This window comes from Alcaligenes sp. CHO6, assembly GCF_037120595.1.
In the GTDB taxonomy this organism is placed as follows: Bacteria; Pseudomonadota; Gammaproteobacteria; order Burkholderiales; family Burkholderiaceae_B; genus Alcaligenes; species Alcaligenes ammonioxydans.
This window is the reverse complement of record NZ_JBANCI010000001.1, coordinates 978,402-998,505: the sequence shown is the minus strand read 5'-3', so window position 1 is coordinate 998,505 and position 20,104 is coordinate 978,402. Positions and strand designations below refer to the sequence as shown.

Sequence of the window (20,104 nt, the reverse complement as noted above, 5' to 3'; positions counted from 1 at the left end):
CAGATATCCCAAAAATTAACATTTTTAAGGCTCCAGGCACCAATTAAGAAGAGACTTCGCCAACATCTTGGCGCTGTCTTTCAATATTTGTTTTTTTCCAGCAATTTAAGCTAACTTCTTCAACAATCTTGTCTAAATCAAAATTCGTCACCACCTCGCCGCTATCAAGTCTTTTCCGAACTAAGACTTCAACTTGTGGATGGATACGTATTGCTTTCCTTATCCTTCTTTTCTCTGCCGGTTGATTAGGGTCTGGAACCCAAAAAATATATACGAGACTTGCAATTAAAGCGATTACAGCTAAAAAAACAACTATCCAAAATAATGCGTCCTGCATAGCTGCATAATTCATATTGAACCCTTTAGAGCACTATCAGGTTGGAGAACGATTCTTGTGCTTGTGTTATCAAGTACGGTATCCAGCATCTCGGGTGAGATCGCTTGTGTGGCACAATTTGTTTTATGAAGCTGCTTGGCAAGCGCAATGCCTCGATGATCTCTTACAGCTCCCTCCCTTTCCCGCTCAGATTTATAGACTAAATTTAATTCGAAAACCTCTCCGTCCAATTGAATGCCACGCGTCCTCAATTCAGAAATATTCTGCTCCGCAATCCAGAGAGCAACGCCCTTCCACTTACACCAACCGATAACCTCATTCAATATTTCCTTATCGAGATGGAGGGCATGATCAATAACAATCGTTTTGGTTTTTTTTGGATCTGGCCACAGCCAGTTTTCAATGGGGTTCACCAAGGGATCGAGTAGCAAGATGCCCTCCCCGGTAAATACAGAAGCAATCAATTTAGATTTACCCACACCTGTTTTGCCCGTAATGAGAATTACGTCATATTTAGGCTTCATCACCTCTTCCTCTTTTTAGTGAATCGGGACCATTCCCGCGCAAGCACCCTGCTGGTACCAGGGCGCCTGCCTCCCACTCAAACACTCGATTCTCTTTCCCTTTCAAGCAGATACAGAAAACGCACAATCGGAACCACAACCGCTAAGATTAACGAACACAAGGCCAAGAAAAGAAAGCCGCCATTGATTTCAATCTCAAGAACACTATTGAATACGTAACAAATCACAACTACTGTCATTGTTAACACTGACACCTGCGTAACAAGCCACGCCAACTTTACTTGCATATTTCCTCCGTTTCTGTAGACCAGGCCACTGTTTTACTGATCAAGCGGGCACATCCTCATCCAACGATGCCTCCTGATCACGGGCTGACGAAGGTCGGTTTGCTTGTTTGTAGGTGATCGACTCAATACGAGTGAGCTGCAGGGCTACATCCTCAGCAACGATCTTGATGACTTGTACCTCGGCATTCGTGGTCTCATCTTTGGCAAAGAAATCCCGCTCCTCTCCAATTACCAGTACGCGAGCTCCCTTGCGCAAGAACTGTGCACACGCCTCGGCCTTGCTGCCGTAGATCTCGACCTCGCGCCAGAAGCCCCCAATCTGCCCAACTTCGCCGGTGGCCTGGTCCACCCCATAACGCCCAAAATACACACGCATACTGCACACACTAAACTCTTCCCCCGAATTGTTCTTACGAGGAATACGTTTCAAGGTGGGTGAGTCGCCCAGGTTGCCCTTACCAATAAACAAGTTCTGCATATCAACTCCTTTCGGTGAAAAACAAACGACTTGACCATATGGTCGGATTGCCCTGCGTTAACTGGATCACGCCCTACTTCGACTCGGAATTGGCCTAGCAAAAGTGGGCACTTTGCGTTGCTGGCTCAATAACTTCAGTTCACGTACGAGCCCGCGCAATTTGAGGTGTTGCGAATTGAATTCTTGTGCCTGGGCATTGGCGTGCTCGTACCACTGCCGCAGCACGGTCGGTAAGACTGAATATCTTGCATGCGCCTCTTCCCATGACAGATGCTTTCTTGTGCCAATCTCTCGCCAACGCAGAGCCATATAGCCATCCGCTTTACGACGGTGCTCGGCCAGATACATGGAATAGCCAGCCACTTTCTTTGTGGCAGCACAGAGAGCGACCATGTCTGCCTCAACCTGGTCAACTTGCGTAAGATGGTGGCGCAGCGTCTGGGCGGTGCCCCTACCCGTAAAGGGCTTTGTGTCAATCACGCTCTGACACGTTTCGTTCTCCAAGGTCCCCCTTGCCCACTCAACTACATTGACACGTTGACTTCGAGTCTGCTTTGCCATTCATTTACCCTTTCTTCACAAAACCCTTTCTTCACACCAAATCAGAATCGGCATCCTGATACTCATCGGCTGCGCGCTTTGCTTCAGCTTCAGCCAGTTGCACACCAACTGACTGCAACAGGTTCCTTTCCTTCTCAGTCAATGTGTACCGGCGTCGAGAGTGCCGTGGTTGCAGCTTGGCGGTGAACACATCGGCAGGCACCATGCCGAATACTTCGCGCACGAACTCTACCCGCTGCTTGCCTTCTTCTGAAGCATGTTCCGTAATGAAGTCCAGTCGGGACAGCGCATTAATATCTGGCTGCATGAGCCAACGTGAAAACCTGGCGACTTCATTGAATACGCGACGGATAAAGCGAGTCATTTCCGTGATTGAGCGGCGCATCTGCTGATCGCTTAAGAGCGTCTTGCGGCCCAGGGTCTTTTGCAAACGGATGAAGTAGTCGTAATCAACAATCAAGCGGCTGATGCTGTATCCGTAGGGAGATCGGAACCCCAGCTGCAAAGACTGCGGTTGTGCAGACTTCAGGACGGAATAACTCAACCCTCGTTGCTGCTGACTAGACAGCAAAGTCTCGGCAGCCTTGATCTCCTCTTGCAGCCGCTCATTCACTTCTTCCATGGATTGCTCATGACGCAGCAAAGACCAATCGGCATAGGGATTGTCATTGCCCGTTAGCAGCCATAAGCTGCGCAACGAACTGGCGACACGGCGACCACCCACAATAGGTGCCACATCCGAGCCAGGCTCACGAACTCGCCCCATAAACAACCTGAACGCTTCTTTGGTATGCAAGGTCATCAGATCGTCTTCTGAATCAACCAGTGAGCCCAGGTCATCCATAGCGAAGAACTCAGCAGGCTTAACGTCGGGATCAGACCCCTTGCGTGTGTGGAACTTGGCCTGCATACGAGCCAATTGATCTTTGCGATCTTCCAGTTCGATATACCGTTCATAAAGAGGATCATCCTCATGCATCGGACCTGCCATATACGCAGCCAGCAAAGCTTCTTCGCCGGTAATCGAATACCCATCGGTGAATGGGGAGTTCTCCTCCGTAGAGAACCCAATAAGAGACTTGGGTGCGGGAATGGCAGCGGGCTTGTCGCCGGACTTGAGTCGTGGCTGCTTATCAGTCGAAGTAGGCATAGGTAGTCACTGAGAAGAGAAAAATGAATGGGTGGTGATGGACATCATCAGATCGTCGAACCCTTGAAATCTGCCAGCGGTGTTGCGTTGACAGCATCCAGAAACGGGAACGTATTGGCACGAAATCCAGGTAACATGCCGCTCAAAGGGTCTTGATTGAGGAACTCCAACAAGGCGTCACTGTTGACTGTGACCAAGGTGCGGTAATTGGGCTGAGGCATGACATTAATAAGTCCCATCGTCTCCAATCGCTCTAAGGCGCGTTGAACTTGACGACGGTTGATTTGACCTAACAATGAGTCCAAAGCCATCTTGGTAGCGGACGTCCGAACTCGGCGCTCATCTCCGTGGTCTTGTAGCAGTACATGAAGAACCAGGGCATCGCTGTATTTCTGTAGTCTATGCAGAAGATGGATAAACAATTGTTCGTTGGTCATTAATACGATCTCCTGAATGTGTTCTGTTAAGTGGCCCAAAACGGGCCACCTCCCACACTGTGTGCGGTGGCCCAAAATGGGCTACCTCCCAACTGTTGGGGATTAGGACAAAATGTCCTACTGAATGAAGTTCTGGTCAGCCAGGTCCTCATGACTGCTTCCTCATGGCTTGCACTTGCTGGCGCAACTGGGCAAAAGCCTCCTCTTTTGTCATTGGAGGCAGAGAAGTCGTTAGGTTTGTATTGAGCGCCTTGATGTGCTCTTGGACGGCGTCCTGCGCATGTCGATTTTGTTCACGCTGGCTCGCGATGCTTTGTGCATACGCCAGATGCACACGCCCCGATTCCAAGCCAACACGCAGCGAATGCAAGTAACCAGGAGGATTTGCGATTTGCTTACCTGGATTGCGCAACTGGCCTTCCAGTTCATCCAGTAAACACTGACGATGTTCGGGTTTAGCTGTGGCCAGCACTTTCCGTACAGCCTCATGCCATTGCTTGCCAAGCACACTGGGTAGGCTGATATCAACCTCGTCGTTTTGAAAATTCAAATCATCACGACGACAACCCGCTATCTCGGCCAGTGCCTTGGACTTATCCCCTGCAGACGCCGTGGTGATGGCGGGTCTTGTAGTTGTTTGAAGAGATATTGTTGTATTGTTGTTTCGCGGTTTGGGCAGCTTAGTTTCGCGTTTTGGGCAAGTTAGTTTTGCGGTTTGGGCATCAAGTTTCGCGGTTTGGGCAACTGGGCGAGTTGTGAGGTCGCTTGCTTTTGTGAGTTGTCCACAAGCTGCACCAGGACTGACTGAGGCCTGAGCAAAGAGACGTCCAGGATTCATACTGGCAGGGTCACGCAGCGCGTGCTGGAGGGTATCGTTTGCCCGTGCTGCGCCAGCACTATCCAAATCAAACAGCGGCCTTTGTGACTGTGTGCCAGCTCCAAATAATTTGCTTGATCGTGATGGCGCAGGCTTCTGCCCATTCACAGGGTCAGGTTTGGATGCCGATGTCAGTTTCGGTGTAGCAGCAATGGGTGGCTGATCAGTAGACTCAGACTTGAGGGGGTACTGCTCCTGACCGTGCAATAAAGGGCATAAGGCCAACAAGTTAATGCGTATGCGATTACCTGCCTCCTGGAGTAAACCCATTTGTTTCAGGCGATCACGGGCATTGCGTTGTGTTTTACTGGTCAAGCATAGAGCGTTACGAATCGCCTGTTGAGACAGCGTAAATTCACCTTCGATGCTTCGGCTGTAAGTAAGAACATGCCGTTGCTGAATCAGCAGATACGATAGGTACAAGCCAGAGGCCACATTGCCCGCAATATCCGCCAATGGCCGATAGAAGCTCACGTAGCGTTTCAGCAATGGTGCGAGTTGCGCCCAGTTTGCTTTCTGATCAACAACTGAGATCCCCAGGCAAGAAGCGAGACGATCAAGGTTGATACGATAGTGGAGCTTGGCCGGTCTACCAGCCAACTTTTCCTGGATCAGCGAATGTTGAACGAGCAAGAGACGAGCGCTCTCCTGCTCTCGGGTGGTCAATCCCGTTGCTTGCGTACACTGTTTTGCCGTCAGAAAGAACCAGCCATCACGATTTTTATAGTGAACGGCAGTATGCCGAGCCCAATAGAGCGCATGCCCCAAAAACAAAGCAGCTTTGAAATTGCCCAGCGTTTCAGCCAGGTTTGGGTAGTACTGCACAAACCCTTGGCTGGTGAGCAACTGCATAGCCTCATCAATTAGAGACGCCGTTGTTGTATCGGTGTTTAATGCGGCACCCATAGCCATCTCATCCGTATCGCTTGGAAAGAACGGGTTGTGACGACGATGAGCCTTGTTGTTTATGAACCTCCTCGAGCGAGTTGGCCAAAGAAGCGGACGCTTGGAGAATGGCATCTGCGACAACATTCAGATGCAAGCGGTATTCCGGTACACGACCTGGTCCGGACTGTTCACTTAGCATGCCCAATGAGATCAAATCTCGTCGGCATGTCCGCTGCTGAGAGGCAGTAATCCCTGTGACCTGATGACACTGCGTCGCTGATAGTCGAAACACATAATCATCCTCCTGGAACTCCTCAGGCTTAGCTTGAGCAACCCGTTCCAACACAGACGAAAGCCATAAGCCCGTGATGACATTGCCCGTAATGTCGACATACAGACGATGAAAGCTGATTGGCGTTTGCCCCATCAAATTCAACAGCGCCGCCTGCGCTAGAAAGTCTTCCCTTGGCGCGTCTTTACTGTTCTGAGAGTCACCGACATGAGGAGACGGTAAGGCCCACTCGCCCTGAGCCTGACCGCAGTAATCACGCTCTGACGCAGGGACAGTCGCCGGATGTAACGCAGTTGTAGAAGTACTTGGCATAGTCATAATTTCGTCCATGTGGCTTTATCCTTGCAGCGGTGGCGTCGTCGGCTTTATTTCCAAACCAAGCTCATCATCTTCAGCAAACTCGACAATGGTTTGCTGGAGTACACTGATTCGCAGCTCAGGAAACTGTTGGTGTAAGGCGTAGATTCGGTCTCGGCAGGGTTTATCAGACATCGATTGCTGAATATCGAACCAGGCTCGATGGATGGCATCACGCACAGCGACTGGAGGTAGGGCTGTACGGCCACCGGGCTCCCCTCCCGGTCTGAGCTGTGCGCGCAAGTCCCGATACTCCTCGTGGGACAACTTGAAATACGCACACACCATCCGACGCGAAGCGCCATGAATCACGAAGTATTCGCGTAACTTGGCGTGTTCACGACGCATATCGAGCAGATGTAGCCCCTTGCTAATGACCTGCTCAGACAGTGAAAACCACATTTCCTGTGGTGAGTTGGCCAGATTCGTGATGTCCCGAGTAGTCCGGTAACGCAGATCATCAAGAAACTCGGGGGAGTAGCCTGCACGCAGCAGAGAGTCCATGTGCCCGCCATCGATTTGCTCAATAATGTGGGCTAGTAACATGCGCCGTAGAACAGGACATTGAATAGGAATCTTATTCATGAAATTTCCTCCGTCACATCCGGCATGAACAAGGGCATAAACCCGTCCAGTTGGCGCTCTGGGTAACGAGTACGAACCCGTTCCATTTCTGTGAGCAGACGAGTCACCAACGGCCCCAATTGCTCATGCCGCAATACCAGGCTCACGCTTTGGAGCGAGACATGGTCGAATGCCTCGCCCAGTAACTCCAGCGCTCCTTCCTGAAACTGCTCCTCGCCCTGCTCCCAAAGCTGTTTCCAAGCAATGGTGAAGCCATCGGCTTCGTGTGGAATGAGCTGCGTAAATCGACGATCAAGCTGACCGGTGAGACTGATCAGGATTTTCCAGAGGGCTCTGCGATAAATGACCAATTCTGGCTCCAGCTCAATCCCATCGACATATCCAATACCTTGGGCAGGGAAGTCCAGATAAAAGCCAAAGATGTGATGTGGCTGATCGCTTTTAAAAAGCACATCAGACATATCGATCAGACTTTGAAACTCTCCTAACACCGTAAATATCGGTTGTGGATCAAATCCTTCGCTCTCCCCGCTCATAATCACGCTCTGCGAAACCGATGGGGAGACTGGTAGGAAGGCACCGCCAGAACTGTCGGGCTTACTCATAGGAGCAGGCACACTGGCCAACATTCGACCTAGCGGAGGTTGCGTTGGAGTTTGCTTTATTGACGGTTCAGGAACAGCGGACGATTGGCCTACGGAGGTTGAAACTGTCGCCTCAATCAACGTAAGGGTTTCAACCGCCATACGTGGGTTAGCTTCCAAAGCCTGAGCCATGGCTAATAACTTATCGGGAATCACTTCCAAAGCCGCAGCAACCGCTATGGTGACCTCTTCGAGTAGTTGCTCCACTTGTAAAAGTGCAGGTACATCCCGATCGCTGACCTCTTCCGCACTAGTACGGTTACTCAATTGACGGGCAGCGGATTGCTGGCTAAGTAACGCGGCATACTTGTGCAGGATTGTTTGTAATGCTGTTTCAGCAATAGGCTGTTGGTTGAATTTGTCAGCTAGTTTTAAAAGCTGTGTTACACGAGGTTTAAGAACCAGATTAACGTCACTAATTTTGAGCCAAGGACCTATTGGAGCTAAATACTCCACAGCGAAAAGGAAGTTTTGCAGCATGCTCATGCCGAAATTCAGGCCACTGGCCTGGCGCAACTCTCGGTTCAATTCTGTAGTCGAAAGTGTTTTGCCCGATTCCTTCTCAAAATGCTCCTTAAACGACAGCACTCCCTGGGCTTTTTCCCAAAACGAAATGTCGCCACGCTGCTCGTTTTCAGCCAGGTGCGCCGCAATAGTCGGAGCATCCCCTTTCCAGACCTTGACGATAACCGTCAGGCGTGCGAAGCGTTGGTCACCCTCTTCGTAAAGCTCTTTCGCAATACGCAGCCGTGTATTTCCTCCACCGTAAACCATATAGCGCGGCTGACCAGGACGCCTAGTAACGCTGATATGGTTCAAGATGCCATTGGCCCGAATCGACGCCTTGATCTCGTCATAGAGTGGGTTAATTTCGGTACGCGGATCAAATTCGTACCGATCAATATCGGTAATCGCCAAATTTGAGATACTGCCATCGACCACATCCATGGGCGTCATAGCTCCCATGGCATTTAGTGGTGGAGGCGTACCCATCAGGGAGCGTTTTGCAATGTCTTGATAGTTCGATTTTTTTGAGGACACGGGACTGGTCTCTCTTGATGTTGAGCCCAACTCAGCGTTCATGCGCAACTGCGCGGCACGCTGACTGGCGGTCAGCAATTCCGGAGTTTTAGACATGGCACGCTCTACGAGTTAGTCGTTAGCGGGCTGTCTGGCTCTTCAGACGTGGAGATAGGGACATGCAATGCCGCTAGCGCGGGAGCTAACTCATTGCGGTGATTGGGAGTGAATTTATTGCTCAGATTGGGGATCAATTCCCATAGCAAACTGTGCATGTGATCGCCTGCCCTGACCGGATCAATCCAGTGAGCCGGGACTTGAGCGGTAGCGGCTTTTTTGTACGCGACCGCTTGTGGAATCTGGGTGGCCAGCACGGTGACACGCCCGCTCATTTCAATGAACTGATTGCGGATTAGGCTGGACATGGTGCGGCTATCGACGGTATTTTCGGTGCGATTTATCACGCACTGAATGGCGGGCACCTTGTAGCCAAGATTGGAGGCAGATTCGTGACGAGCCACCAGTTTAATCGTGCCGTCAACAAACTCACGGGCCGACAGAACATCAGGGGCTACAGGAGCGAGAAGCACATCCGCCGCATTGACGGCGGCGTCTTGTAGGTGGCCCACTGCCCCTTGGGTATCGATGATGCAGACGTCGTACTGAGCACGAATATCCGGGTTACTTAGGGCCATCCGAATACGCACCAGGCGATCAAGCTGATTAGACAACCAGATTTGAAGGGGGCTGTCGTCACGCTGAGTGTCGGAGCACACAATATGCAAGAAACCGCCCTGCACATTCAAACTTGAACGATCACTCTCAAATTCAGCAGGTGGAAATTCGACGTGACTAATGCAGTCCGTGGTGAGTGCTCCCGACATCACCATTTGCGTTAAGCCATGAGGAGCTTGATGAGCCAGTTTGTAATAGCGTGTTAGAGATGGCTGAATATCCGCATCAATTAAAAGAACGCGATATCCGAAATCAGCAAGCAATCCGCCCAAATTGGCAGTTAATGTGGTTTTGCCAACGCCACCTTTAGTGGCAACAGTTGTGAATGTAAGCATTAAAAAACCTCGTTGAAAAACCAACGAAATCTCTGCTTAAATTACTGTATAAAAAACTCTAATTAACAGGCGACTTAACATAAAGCCACATTATGCGATAATTGCCAGCGAACTAAACAAGAGGTCTTTATTTGTCCCACACAGCAATCTCGCGGGACCTTCAAGCAACTGATTTTCAAGCAAAAAAGCATTCAATACAGTCAAAATCCGGCCGCCTGTCGTTGCTTCGGTGCACCGGCCACCTGCACCCATAAGGTCTACACCCAATCCTGGGCAATGCGCGCTTTCAGTTCCCTTATATCGGATTGATTGCCCCTAGGGCTGGGCTCGATGTGTTTTGTGGCATGAGTGTAGCCACCACAAGCACGCCAAGCACAGCCGCTCAAGATCAACCCGCCACACATACAGAGCGGTGTAGGACGACGGAACGAACGCAAGCCCTATCCCTGATCGCCCGAGCCCGCAGCCAGCACACTGGTTCTGGTCATCTCGTTGCTTGCGACTGAGATGGCCTTTTACTGCACTACTAGCTCAACTCGTCTATTGCGCGCGCGCCCTTTTTCGTCTGCATTGCTTGCTACCGGAGAAAAAGATGCGACACCTTTAGCCAGCAAGTTTTCCGCCTTAACACCATATGAAGTATGTAAAGCCTGAACAACTGCCTGAGCTCTACTCTGCGACAAAGTCAGATTGGCATCAAGCGAACCTTGATTATCCGTATGGCCCACCACATATACTTTTAGGTCTGGATGGCTAGAGAGCAATTTAGCCATTTCTGATAAGGCCGTATCCGATTCTGGTTTTATCTCCGCTTTAGCGCTATCGAAGTAAATTCCTGGAACCGTGACATACCCTTGGCGTTCGAGTGATTGTTGCAACTCGTCCGCTTGTAGCACTTTAATTTGATCCAGTTCCAATTGGGCACCTTCTACGATTTCCTGATAGAGATAGGTCCTGTTATTGGACGCATCATCCACCACATGCAGAAAAACGTAGACCTCTCCTGCCTCATCACTACGACGGGTGAGCAAAACACGCTCACTTGAACTACCAAAGACCGCATCGCCAAATGCAGTAGGTCGAACGCGTCCCTCAAGGGAAATAAAGGGCATCATATCCGGACCACACGTCTCTGGGCCATGGCAGGCAAACAGCGTTTCAAACCCGCCTTGCTGCAGCGCTTCCTCGTAATTTCGCAGAACCTCCAATGCTGAATGCTCACCCGGAATCCGGTAAGCGATGCGAGTGACCTTACCCTCCAATTCAAGCAATTGCCCCGGTGCTTTCTTGTCCTTAATGATTCCCGCAGGCAACACGGCGGCATCGTAGTTTTTTCTCAAATAGTTGCGAATCTCTGCCTCTGGGAATCGACTCAAAAGCGGATGATCGCTAGAACCTTTGACGTCAGCGGCAAAAACAGCTGGCGTATCCACTATCAGCAACACCAGAAACACGAAAGATAAAATTGTCTTTAACATATATTTAAATTATAAAAATAAACCGCTATTTATTACTATTTACACTCTTATTTTTTGATTCTTGGTTTTTATTATCATTACTGTTTTTTGTTGTTAAATTTCCCGCAATGCACGTCGGACTTCGCCACATTTTGCGGGATTGGTGAGTTCAAAATCCGTCACTAAACGCGTCTTTGGATCGTAGGACATCGTTAACTGACAGGGACGGAGTATGTCTCTGTCCTCATAAATAATACCTGTCGTCATTCCTGGTCGATCCAAGTTATGGTATGCGTAAGTATCTGCCTCCACGGTGACTCGTTGGTAGTAGGAAAGATTCCACTTATAGGCAGGCTCTCCATTCAAAACGGTTTCAACTTCCCCGCTACGACCAAAAGCATCACGATATTTTTCTATGCTCTCCCCCCTTACCATCGGTTTTTCTATAAGCTGAATACCTAACGCGGAGCCTATTTCAGCAGCACAGCCACCAAGACTTATCAGGGTTAAAAACGAAATAATTAATTTTATGATGTGTGTCATTTTATATAAAGAGATACAAATTGTATTAAACGATCAGCTTGGCATAATTCCAAAAGCCATGCGTTTTTAACACACATTCTGCAAGCTCAGGCTTAAAATTTTTCTCTTTTCCAAAGCATGCTCGATAAAAAAACTCTAAGAGAATCTGCACTCTTTTTCACTCATAGCCATGTTGCAAGGCTATGACGGAACGCCTGGCTAAGCACTCAACGACTCAGCCCATATCCATTAAGCCTCCACAATCGCCATAGTCGTTTTAATACGCAACTGTGTACGGCAAGCCCCTTCTTTTAAACGCAAGGTCAAAAGTATCTGGGTTGTTTGCCTTCTAGAGGGAAGCGGACACCCACTGCATACGGCGTGTAGTGATTTACTCGTAACTAGCATTGAACAATCCCACATGGAGGGAACGGTCTGTGCCCAGTACAGAGAGAAACAATGACTTCCGGTGCCCCAGCCGTTCTGAGTACACGTCAAATCCCGACAAGGAAAGCACCATAAGGTTGGGGCACAGACCCAAGCCGACAAGGGCAACCGCCCTGAGCCTTGCGTGCAAAGCGCAAGACCAGCCATGCGCGACAGTTCTGGCGAATCTGAGCACGGCCGGAGCAACACCATTCTATCGGGACCTGTACCCTGCTCCGTCGATCCTGCTACGCAGACCGGCCCGCCAATAGTCGTTTTTTCAGCGCCATGTGATGTCGCGTTTGAGCCGCCGTAATCCTCACAAAGCAACTAACAGCCAATTATCGCCCCCCATGTGATCTGTGTTTTGCCACAGCCGCGTAATAAATCAGAGGCCTAATTAGTTTTGTTACATGCCGACGCGGCCCGCTGCATGCCTTGTGTTCGCGCGGCCAAGCTTGATGGATCCCTCATAGCGGTATTGGGGATCAGGTTTCCTTCCCGGTTAAACCAAAAATAAACGCCTGCAAACCAGAATGAAGCCTTTTGTTGCATCACTCTAACATTTACTAACGCAGGGTGCAGTCGGCAGGGATGGAAAACAAGATGGGAATGCAAACGGGGATCTCGAGACAGGGTCCCAACCGAATTGAACTCTATTGTTTGGGAACCTTTCGTTTATTGATCGACGGGCAGGACCGCAGTCACCTGTTAAGTTATGACAAGGTCAAGCTGCTGCTCGCTCTTTTGGTGCTGGCACAGGGCCAGGCAATAGCACGAGTCAAGCTGGCCGATATGCTCTGGCCCGAGAGCGACCCCGAGCAGGGGCGCGCTCGGGTGCGCCATGCCTTGTATGTGTTGCGTCAGGCATTGGCCCCCCTGTCCAAGGTGCTGCTCAGCTCCACGGCAAGCCTGACACTGGAGTCCGATACCGTCTGGAGTGACGTTCTGTACATAGGCAGTTCCACGGCGACCGAGCTGGACGAAGCGCGCAACAAACTAAGCCTGTACCAAGGTCCATTTCTGGAGGGCCTTAAATTGCCCGGTAGTGACAGTTTGATGAGCTGGCACAACAACTGGAATGCACGCCTGGACATCGAGCTGGCGCAATGCCGACACCATCTGATCAAGGCATTGATGGCCAGCGAACAGCAGCAGGCAGCCCTGGCGTATGCCAAAACCTGGGTCAATCTGTGGCCTGAGGATGAATCCTGCCACCGCTTACTTATCCGACTTTTGGTGCAGGACAATGATCATGACGCGGCCATGCTGGCCTATCAGCAATGCTGTGATGTGCTCCAGCAGCGTCTGGGTGTACAACCTGACGCACAGACGCGCGCTTTGCTGGGCACCGGTGTTAACGCAGCGCCCGCCTTACATGGGCCGTCCGATCCCGAAGGCTACCACTTTCGGGCCATGGCTACGGTAGCCATTGCGATTGGCTGGCGCCCCAACCCGGACAGCGGCGACGATCCCATGGAGACGGATTACGAAACCAGAACCTTTCTCCTGCGCGAAACGCATGAGCGTGTGGTGCGCTGTGCTCGCGAACACGGGGCCTGGATAGAACAGGAACATAACGCCACCTTGCTGGCGCATTTCGGCTACCCCGCCATCAATGAGCGTCCCGTGGCCCCTGCCCTGACCCTGGCGCGCACGCTGGCCGGTCTCAGCCGGCCAGCCCAAGTCAGTCTTGGCCTGGCCGTTCATGCTGATGTACTGCCCATTGATCCGACCACGCCCATCAACGCACACCATTTGCTCTGCCAATCCGTCATTTCCCTGGCCTGGCAAGCAGACAATGGGGCGGTCTTGCTCAGCAGTCAGGCGGCTGCACGCCTGTCGTCCTGGTCTCTGGAGGCCTTGCCATCAGGCAAAGAACCATCCTCATACCAGTTACGCCTGAGCGAAACCGCCACCGATACCGGCCGCATTCACGGACGGCTGCGCGAGTTCGATATTCTGCTTCAATACTGGAGCGGTCGTCTTAGCGCGGCGCCACGCATGCTGTTGCTGCATGGTCATACCGGAATGGGCAAGACTAAGCTGCTGCGTTCGCTGCAGGACTATGTGCGCAATGTGGAAGGTGCCGTCGTGGCGCTGCAGACCCAGGAAAATGATGTACGCAACCCTTACGCGCCGGTACTGCGCTGGCTGCAAAAAGAGCTGCGATATGTCACACCGAATACCGCCGACACCCGTAACGGCGAGCAGGACGCGCAGCTACATCAACGATTGATGGCCCAGTACGACCTGAGCGTTGCGCAGGCCGATATTCTGCATCAGACCTTGATTGAACCGTCCACACTCGGCCAGAGCGTAGTGCGTGAACAAACGCAACACGTCTTGCTGGCCCTGTTGCACGCGCTTTGTCGGAACCAGACCTTGTTGCTGACCTGGGAGGACTTGCACTGGTGTGATGCCGCCAGCCTACAATTGTTGCAGCGTCTGCTGGCAGGCGAGGAGCGGCTGCGCATCGTGGCCACCTCTCGCCAGGCCTTGCCCGAGTCCTGGCCTGTCCTGCCCTTGCGGATTGGCGCACTCGCCCACCAGGACATGAATGAACTGATCAGTCAGCGCAGCCGCTCGATCAAGCTGCCTCGCGATATTCGCACGCACATCATCGAGCACAGTGAAGGCAGCCCCATGCTGGCACGCGAACTGCTGCACTTATATCAGCTCGGTCAGGACCTGACCCTGGTGCCGCGCTTGCTGGACCAGTGCGCCGCCCATTTGCGCCGCCTGACGCCGCTCCAACGCGAACTGGCCTACTTGGCAGCCCTGCTGCCCGATATTGACGAGCGCCTTGCCAGCCGTTTGCTGGAGCAACCCCAATCGACCATCCGTACCGCTTTGCAGATCCTGGAGCAGCATGAATGGTTGATGTCCACCGAGCAATCCCGCTGGCGCTGCCCCGATATACTGGGCAACTGTCTGCGCCAGCTCATTATCCGTCCCGAGCGCGAACGACTCGGACGACGGCTGGCCGAGCATATGGTCGAGCATAATCACGCGCCATCGGCTATTGCCACCCTACTGGGGCAAGTTCGCTACCAGGATACGGTCCAGTGGTGGCAACGCGCCATCGAGCACGCACTCGAACACGGCCAGTTACAGGAAGCCGAGCGCTACCTGTCACAGGCTTTACGCAGCCGGCGCTTCATCGCCGATCCCACCGTGCATTCACAAACCAGTTTTGCACTGCACCTGACTAAAGCCTCCTTAAGCACCGCGGCCACGGGCCCGGGCTCTCCCCGTTCGGTAGAAGCCTTCGAGCAGGTCAACGAGCTCAGGGACCCTGAAGAGCCCCTGACCTTGCTGGCCAGCCTGTGGGGCGAATGGTTGACCCGTCACAATCGCGGACAATTGGACGGTTCCTTGCCGATTGCCGAAAAAGTACTGCGCTTGTCCCAGGATCAACTCAACGAGGCTTGGCAAGGCTGGGCCTGGTACGCATTGGCCCAGCATCGCCTGTGGCGGGGCGATCCGGTACAGGCAGAAACGTTGCTGGTGCGGGCCCTGCCGTTGATCGGCATGTCGGCCGAACCCCAGGATGCCCAGGCCCTGCCATCCCAGAAGCCCTCGCAGGCGCTGGCCTATGCCTCGTTGGGATTGTGTCAGGCCTTACAAGGCCATTTTTCCACTGGTTTGCAAAATGCCCGCCACGCCATCACCCTGGCCAGCTACCACCATCATCCTTTGGCGGGCGCCATTGCCTCCCGGCTACATCTGATGCGTATTTACTACCTGGCCGGAAATCTGCAGGAAATGACTCAGGAGAGTTTGGCGTTGACTGGAACGCAGTCACCGGCCAAGCCCGATACGGTCTGGATTGCACTGGCGCAGATGCATCAATTACTACCCGCTGTGCTACAGACCCGCAACGCGGACCTGATTGAGCCCATGCAGGCCGCGATCGAACGTATACGCATGGATATGCCTGTTGCTGTGGAAGGACAACTGTGCATGCTAGCTCGCGCCCTGCTTAGCCTGGCGCGCGACGACGCCGCGTTTGCCGTATTGGCCGAAGCCGAACAGATCAGCGAACAACACGGTTCCGTGCTGATGCTTCCAGAAATACAGTGTCTGCGCGGCGATATCTGGCTACAGCGCCAATGCCCGGACCTGGCCAGCCAACACTGGCAGCAGGCCCGGGAAAGCATGGACCAGCATGGGCTGCTGGCCTACCAGCACTGGCTTAACGATCGCCAGGCACTAATTCCGGGTTGACCCGCAAGGCCTGGGCAATCTGCCCGGCCACGATGCGGGCTTGTTCGCGGCTGTCATAAACCGGGCTTTGCACCCGGTACAGATCTTTGCGTCCCGGACGAGGCAAGGGAATCTGCACGGCGTCAATCCCCAGCGCATCCAATTGCTCCACGGCAGCGCGGGGATCGGCAAACACCCCCACCTGAACACGCCAGCCCTGCTGCGACCGCTCCTGAGCCGGCGTCGCTAATGAGGCCGCCACTTGCTCGGGCGCAGGTTTGGCGGCCCGTTTTGAAGCGGGCTGAACAGCCTGCTTTTGCGGTGCCGGTGCAGTCGGGGCCGAATCGGGCGGCAATGGTCCCTCCTTCTGAAACACCGTTACTGGCGAACGCCAGCACTGGGTCACAATGCGCTCGGGCACCAGATCCTGCGTCCAGCTCGGTTGCGCCATCGGACTGCTCACGCCGGACTGCGCCTCGCGCAGGGTCAGCAATTGCTCGTTGATCTGAGCCTGTCGGGCCTGAATGCGATGCAACTGGTTCACGTTATCCACCAGATTACGTTGCCCCTGCAAACGCCAGTTCAAGACCAGCCACTGTACGCCGGCATCGATCAGACGCTCTTCTTGCTGCGGGAAGTCGCTGGCCTGGAAACGGTGCTCACCACTGCTGAACTCGTGCAAAAAGTCGATAAAGCCTTCTGCGCCCGGATAGACCCGCTCCAGCACAAAGCCTGGAAACTGAATCTGCAGCACTGCATCACCACACTGCCCCTGTGCCCATGCAAAGGTAGCCCTGGAGGGGAAGTTGAAGTTATCCAGCCGCGTCACACCGCTGGCACATTGCAAACTCAAGCGGGTGCGTTGAGGCAATTGACGCGCCCCGGTGTTGAGCAGCGGCGGCTCGGCATCGATCACAACGGCCGCGGCCAAGGACTGAACCGCTTTGGCCTGTTTATCCAGCTCAGCCAGCTCCTGCTGCAAGGTTTCGATCTGGCTACCGCGCGCACGCGCCGCCTGTTCATCGTGCAGGCGCGTTTCGGCATGCGCCACCTGCCGCGCCTGAACGGCGTTCGCGTAGGCATAGAACTGTCCACTAAGCGGCATGCTCTGCCCCAGCGCACTGCGCGGTCCGTAACTTTGCGCATCACGGCTCACAAAGTAGCGCAAATCACCCTGCAAGAACTGAGGCACGGTGCCACGATCACCGTACAACAGTTCATAGGCCAGGACGGGACTGCGCACACCCTGTACCACACTCAAGACCGAAGCGGCCCATTGATCCTGCAAACCGCAGGCGGTGCGCCGGGCGGTGTAATCCAGCACCAAGGCCAGCGGACCACGCATCAGAGTCCACACGGCATCCTCACGGGCTGTATCGCGCTGCAACTGGGTGCGCAAGTCATCCAGACTGTGTTGGGCATCGTGCAGCAACGACTCTTGCACTTGCGGGTCCTGTCCAAACCCCCAGGTCTGGCGTGCCAGTTCCTGCGCGCTGCCCGGCCCCTGCAACAAGCGCTTGATCGCATCGGCAAGTTGAGTCTGATAGGCACGCAACGGCGCAATGCCCGCCAGACTGGCGCTGACGCCCTGCACGCTTTGTGTCAACGACTCCCCCTGCTGCACCGAGCGCAGCCCCACATGCCCCAGTGCATTGACGCGTTGAGCCTGATCCAGCCAGCCTGCCAGACCCTCCTGGGCGGGGGCCTGACGGGCGGCCAGACGCAGTTGCTGCAACGTCAGCATGCTAGCCACCCAAGCCGGGCGTTCTCCGGCAGGCACCTGCTGAAACAGCCCATCGACCGCTTCAAAAAGACGGGCATAGGGATCAGCCACTGAAAACAGACTGCTGATGGCGCCATCCCAATCCGATTCGGTCTGCAAATAAAAACGGGCATCGTTAAAGCGCACAATGAAGCGATACCAGGCGTCGTAGGACAGTTGCCGGAAACCCTGTTCCAGCACATCACTTTGCCCCATCCAGAAACTGCGCTCACCCGAGGCTTCGGCCAGCTCCTGGACAAAACCCGAGATCGCTGCCGTACCGGTCTGCGTCAAACCGGCAGCGATCACAGGCGCCCTAGCATCGGGCCGGACACTCCAGAAATCCGCCAGCGTAATCGGGCGGATGCTGTTTTGAAAATCCGCCCAGGCCAGCAACCAGGAGGGCGAGCGAGCACGCAAGCCCAGCTGGCGCAGCGCAGCCTGCAACGCATCCAGCTCCCCTTGCAGTTGAACCCGCTCGGGGGACCAGCGCAGATAATCCACATATTGTTGACCAAGCAGCACACCCGTCTGCAGACCGACTTGCCGGGAGGCCGAGTCGCCATACAAGGTCGCCAGCTCCATGCCCGGCAAAGGCCGACCTTCAAGCGGGCTGCCGCGTAACTGGCCGGCCACCAGATTGATGCGACGCACCAAATACTGACTCCAGGCAGCCACTTCTGTCTCGCTGCCGCTACGACTGACGCGTGGCAGATCCTGCACAATCAATGGGTCCAGAAACGCCTGCAGGATTTCGCGCCGGAACGCATCCACAAAACGTTGCTGGTAAAACTGCTGTACCTGGCGCACATGGCCCTGAAACGGCAACCAGGCCTGGATGCCGTGATTGGCGCTGTCCAGCCTGCCAATGGCACTGCGCCAGATATTGAGCGACTGCACATCTTCGTCCAGCGCACCCTTTTGCATGCGTGTTTCGAGCTGCTGCAACGGTTGGGCCGCAAAGGCTTGCAAACTCGAGCGGGCGCGTTCACTGGAGTAAAACAAGCCACCTGCCAGCGCACCACACAAGAGCAGCCAGGCCAGAACCAGAGAATGACGCAACACACGGCGCCAGGGCGACCAGCGGTCGAAGACTTGCCAGCCATACCGGCAAGACGGCAGGATGCGATCGAGCACGTCGCGGGCAAAGGCAATGCCTTCACGAGTTTGATGCGGAGTGCGCACCTGCCAGTACAGGCCACGCAATAAAGGGGTGGCCGAATACGGCGTGGCCTCGAAAGCCGGGGCCAGCAAGTCTTGCAGGATGGCTTGTTGTGCCGCGATACGTTCGGGCAATTCAAACACCGGCGCAGGCTGCACTCCATGCTGACCGAGTACAATCCGCAATTGCGCCATTCGTCGCCCCACGGACTCGAACGCCTGCGCCAGAAACTGCAGCGAGCCCTGCTCGGCCCCTTGTCCGCCCACCATATAGCCCAGCGCCTGATCGTAGACCTCGGGCGGCAATTGCTGCAGCCAGGCAGACAGACCGGGAACCTTCTCACCCCCTTGCAACATCAGCCAGACAGGAATGCGCGCCTGAAAAACACGCGCCAAGGCATCATGGCGAGCCCGCATCTGCTTGCCCGCCGCCTGCAACTGCTCCTGATTGGCCTGCAATAGCCAGGACAAGTCGATATTGAAAACCAAGCCGTTAAGCGGCTCGCGTCGGCGCGTGCGCATCAGTTGGTGCAACAGACGCGACCATGCCGCTTCTTGGGCCGTGTGCTCATCCGCGCCGAGCACCGGCCCAGCCCACACCATGACACTGGCTTTCATGAAAAACCAGCCCACGCCCTGATCCAGGCCTGGCCCCGCTGCGGGCAGCGATTGCACCGCGAGCCGGGCATAATCGTCCTGAGTCTGGCAAGGTCCAACATCCAGGCTCAGCATCCAGGGCAAGGCATACAACGATGAACGCCGTCCCCCCAGTCGTGCCTGACGCAGCACCTGCAAGCCGGCTCCCCATTGGGCGTCAAACGCGGCATGCTGGCTGCCCGCCACACGCGGCATGTCCCGCGCCAGACGCCGGCGCAAACGCCACGCCAGCCAGCGCCGACGCAGCCCCGCAGCCAGCCAGATCAGCAACAGCGCGACCAGCACCAGCGTTGGCAAGGCCCACAGCGGCCAGCCCTTGTGCATCACATACAACCAGGCCAGCCCCGTCAGCACGAGCAGCAGCGCCAAGAAGCCCAGCACACGCAAACTTCGTTTCAACATA

14 protein-coding genes are annotated in these 20,104 nt (G+C 54.1%); 1 reads left to right on the top strand and 13 read right to left on the bottom strand.

Annotated elements, in window-relative coordinates; all coding sequences use genetic code 11:
• Window positions 1–43 precede the first annotated feature (43 nt).
• The 12 genes from V6936_RS04645 to V6936_RS04590 all read right to left on the bottom strand — a co-directional run bounded on the left by V6936_RS04645 (window position 44) and on the right by V6936_RS04590 (window position 11,507).
• Window positions 44–352, bottom strand: a complete 309-nt coding sequence (locus tag V6936_RS04645) for a hypothetical protein (protein ID WP_131070573.1) — start codon at window positions 350–352, stop codon at window positions 44–46.
• Entirely contained in the window at window positions 349–861 is a 513-nt protein-coding gene (locus tag V6936_RS04640; RefSeq protein WP_131070574.1) for a hypothetical protein, read from the bottom strand. Before V6936_RS04640 ends, V6936_RS04645 begins: the two co-directional genes overlap by 4 nt.
• Before the next feature lie 327 nt (window positions 862–1,188).
• Window positions 1,189–1,626, bottom strand: a complete 438-nt coding sequence (locus V6936_RS04635) for a single-stranded DNA-binding protein (RefSeq protein ID WP_026484866.1) — start codon at window positions 1,624–1,626, stop codon at window positions 1,189–1,191.
• 592 nt (window positions 1,627–2,218) lie between these two features.
• Complete coding sequence (locus V6936_RS04630) at window positions 2,219–3,337, bottom strand: PFL_4669 family integrating conjugative element protein (protein WP_131070576.1); 1,119 nt, start codon at window positions 3,335–3,337, stop codon at window positions 2,219–2,221.
• A 47-nt stretch (window positions 3,338–3,384) separates the two neighbouring features.
• Entirely contained in the window at window positions 3,385–3,774 is a 390-nt protein-coding gene (locus V6936_RS04625) for a hypothetical protein (protein ID WP_051316415.1), read from the bottom strand.
• Window positions 3,775–3,922: 148 nt separating this feature from the next.
• Entirely contained in the window at window positions 3,923–5,557 is a 1,635-nt protein-coding gene (locus V6936_RS04620; protein ID WP_230406158.1) for a hypothetical protein, read from the bottom strand.
• 7 nt (window positions 5,558–5,564) lie between these two features.
• On the bottom strand, window positions 5,565–6,161 hold the full coding sequence (locus tag V6936_RS04615) for a hypothetical protein (RefSeq protein WP_131070577.1): 597 nt from the start codon (window positions 6,159–6,161) through the stop codon (window positions 5,565–5,567).
• A 6-nt stretch (window positions 6,162–6,167) separates the two neighbouring features.
• A complete protein-coding gene (locus V6936_RS04610) occupies window positions 6,168–6,773 on the bottom strand; it encodes an STY4526/YPO1902 family pathogenicity island replication protein (RefSeq protein ID WP_026484871.1) in 606 nt (201 codons plus the stop codon).
• Window positions 6,770–8,554, bottom strand: a complete 1,785-nt coding sequence (locus tag V6936_RS04605) for a ParB family protein (protein ID WP_131070578.1) — start codon at window positions 8,552–8,554, stop codon at window positions 6,770–6,772. The genes V6936_RS04610 and V6936_RS04605 overlap by 4 nt, the downstream gene beginning before the upstream one ends.
• Before the next feature lie 8 nt (window positions 8,555–8,562).
• Window positions 8,563–9,507, bottom strand: coding sequence for a ParA family protein (locus tag V6936_RS04600; RefSeq protein WP_131070579.1), 945 nt, complete (start codon window positions 9,505–9,507; stop codon window positions 8,563–8,565).
• Window positions 9,508–10,022: 515 nt separating this feature from the next.
• Complete coding sequence (locus V6936_RS04595; protein WP_336579499.1) at window positions 10,023–10,985, bottom strand: OmpA family protein; 963 nt, start codon at window positions 10,983–10,985, stop codon at window positions 10,023–10,025.
• Between the two features lie 93 nt (window positions 10,986–11,078).
• Window positions 11,079–11,507, bottom strand: a complete 429-nt coding sequence (locus tag V6936_RS04590; protein ID WP_336579498.1) for a hypothetical protein — start codon at window positions 11,505–11,507, stop codon at window positions 11,079–11,081.
• A gap of 1,068 nt (window positions 11,508–12,575) precedes the next feature.
• On the opposite strand from V6936_RS04590, the gene V6936_RS04585 reads away from it, so the two are divergent.
• Window positions 12,576–16,142 (top strand): AAA family ATPase, encoded by a 3,567-nt coding sequence (locus tag V6936_RS04585; RefSeq protein WP_336579497.1) that lies wholly within the window; start codon window positions 12,576–12,578, stop codon window positions 16,140–16,142.
• Here V6936_RS04585 and V6936_RS04580 read toward each other — a convergent pair.
• Window positions 16,111–20,103 (bottom strand): type VI secretion protein IcmF/TssM N-terminal domain-containing protein, encoded by a 3,993-nt coding sequence (locus tag V6936_RS04580; RefSeq protein ID WP_336579495.1) that lies wholly within the window; start codon window positions 20,101–20,103, stop codon window positions 16,111–16,113. The genes V6936_RS04585 and V6936_RS04580 overlap by 32 nt on opposite strands.
• Between the last annotated feature and the right edge of the window lies 1 nt (window position 20,104).

Coding starts and splice junctions, on each gene's coding strand:
- V6936_RS04625 (WP_051316415.1), bottom strand. CDS start 3,774: ATGACCAACGAACAATTGTTTATCCATCTTCTGCATAGACTACAGAAA.
- V6936_RS04640 (WP_131070574.1), bottom strand. CDS start 861: ATGAAGCCTAAATATGACGTAATTCTCATTACGGGCAAAACAGGTGTG.
- V6936_RS04620 (WP_230406158.1), bottom strand. CDS start 5,557: ATGGGTGCCGCATTAAACACCGATACAACAACGGCGTCTCTAATTGAT.
- V6936_RS04595 (WP_336579499.1), bottom strand. CDS start 10,985: ATGTTAAAGACAATTTTATCTTTCGTGTTTCTGGTGTTGCTGATAGTG.
- V6936_RS04580 (WP_336579495.1), bottom strand. CDS start 20,103: ATGTTGAAACGAAGTTTGCGTGTGCTGGGCTTCTTGGCGCTGCTGCTC.
- V6936_RS04610 (WP_026484871.1), bottom strand. CDS start 6,773: ATGAATAAGATTCCTATTCAATGTCCTGTTCTACGGCGCATGTTACTA.
- V6936_RS04605 (WP_131070578.1), bottom strand. CDS start 8,554: ATGTCTAAAACTCCGGAATTGCTGACCGCCAGTCAGCGTGCCGCGCAG.
- V6936_RS04590 (WP_336579498.1), bottom strand. CDS start 11,507: ATGACACACATCATAAAATTAATTATTTCGTTTTTAACCCTGATAAGT.
- V6936_RS04645 (WP_131070573.1), bottom strand. CDS start 352: ATGAATTATGCAGCTATGCAGGACGCATTATTTTGGATAGTTGTTTTT.
- V6936_RS04635 (WP_026484866.1), bottom strand. CDS start 1,626: ATGCAGAACTTGTTTATTGGTAAGGGCAACCTGGGCGACTCACCCACC.
- V6936_RS04630 (WP_131070576.1), bottom strand. CDS start 3,337: ATGCCTACTTCGACTGATAAGCAGCCACGACTCAAGTCCGGCGACAAG.
- V6936_RS04615 (WP_131070577.1), bottom strand. CDS start 6,161: ATGGACGAAATTATGACTATGCCAAGTACTTCTACAACTGCGTTACAT.
- V6936_RS04600 (WP_131070579.1), bottom strand. CDS start 9,507: ATGCTTACATTCACAACTGTTGCCACTAAAGGTGGCGTTGGCAAAACC.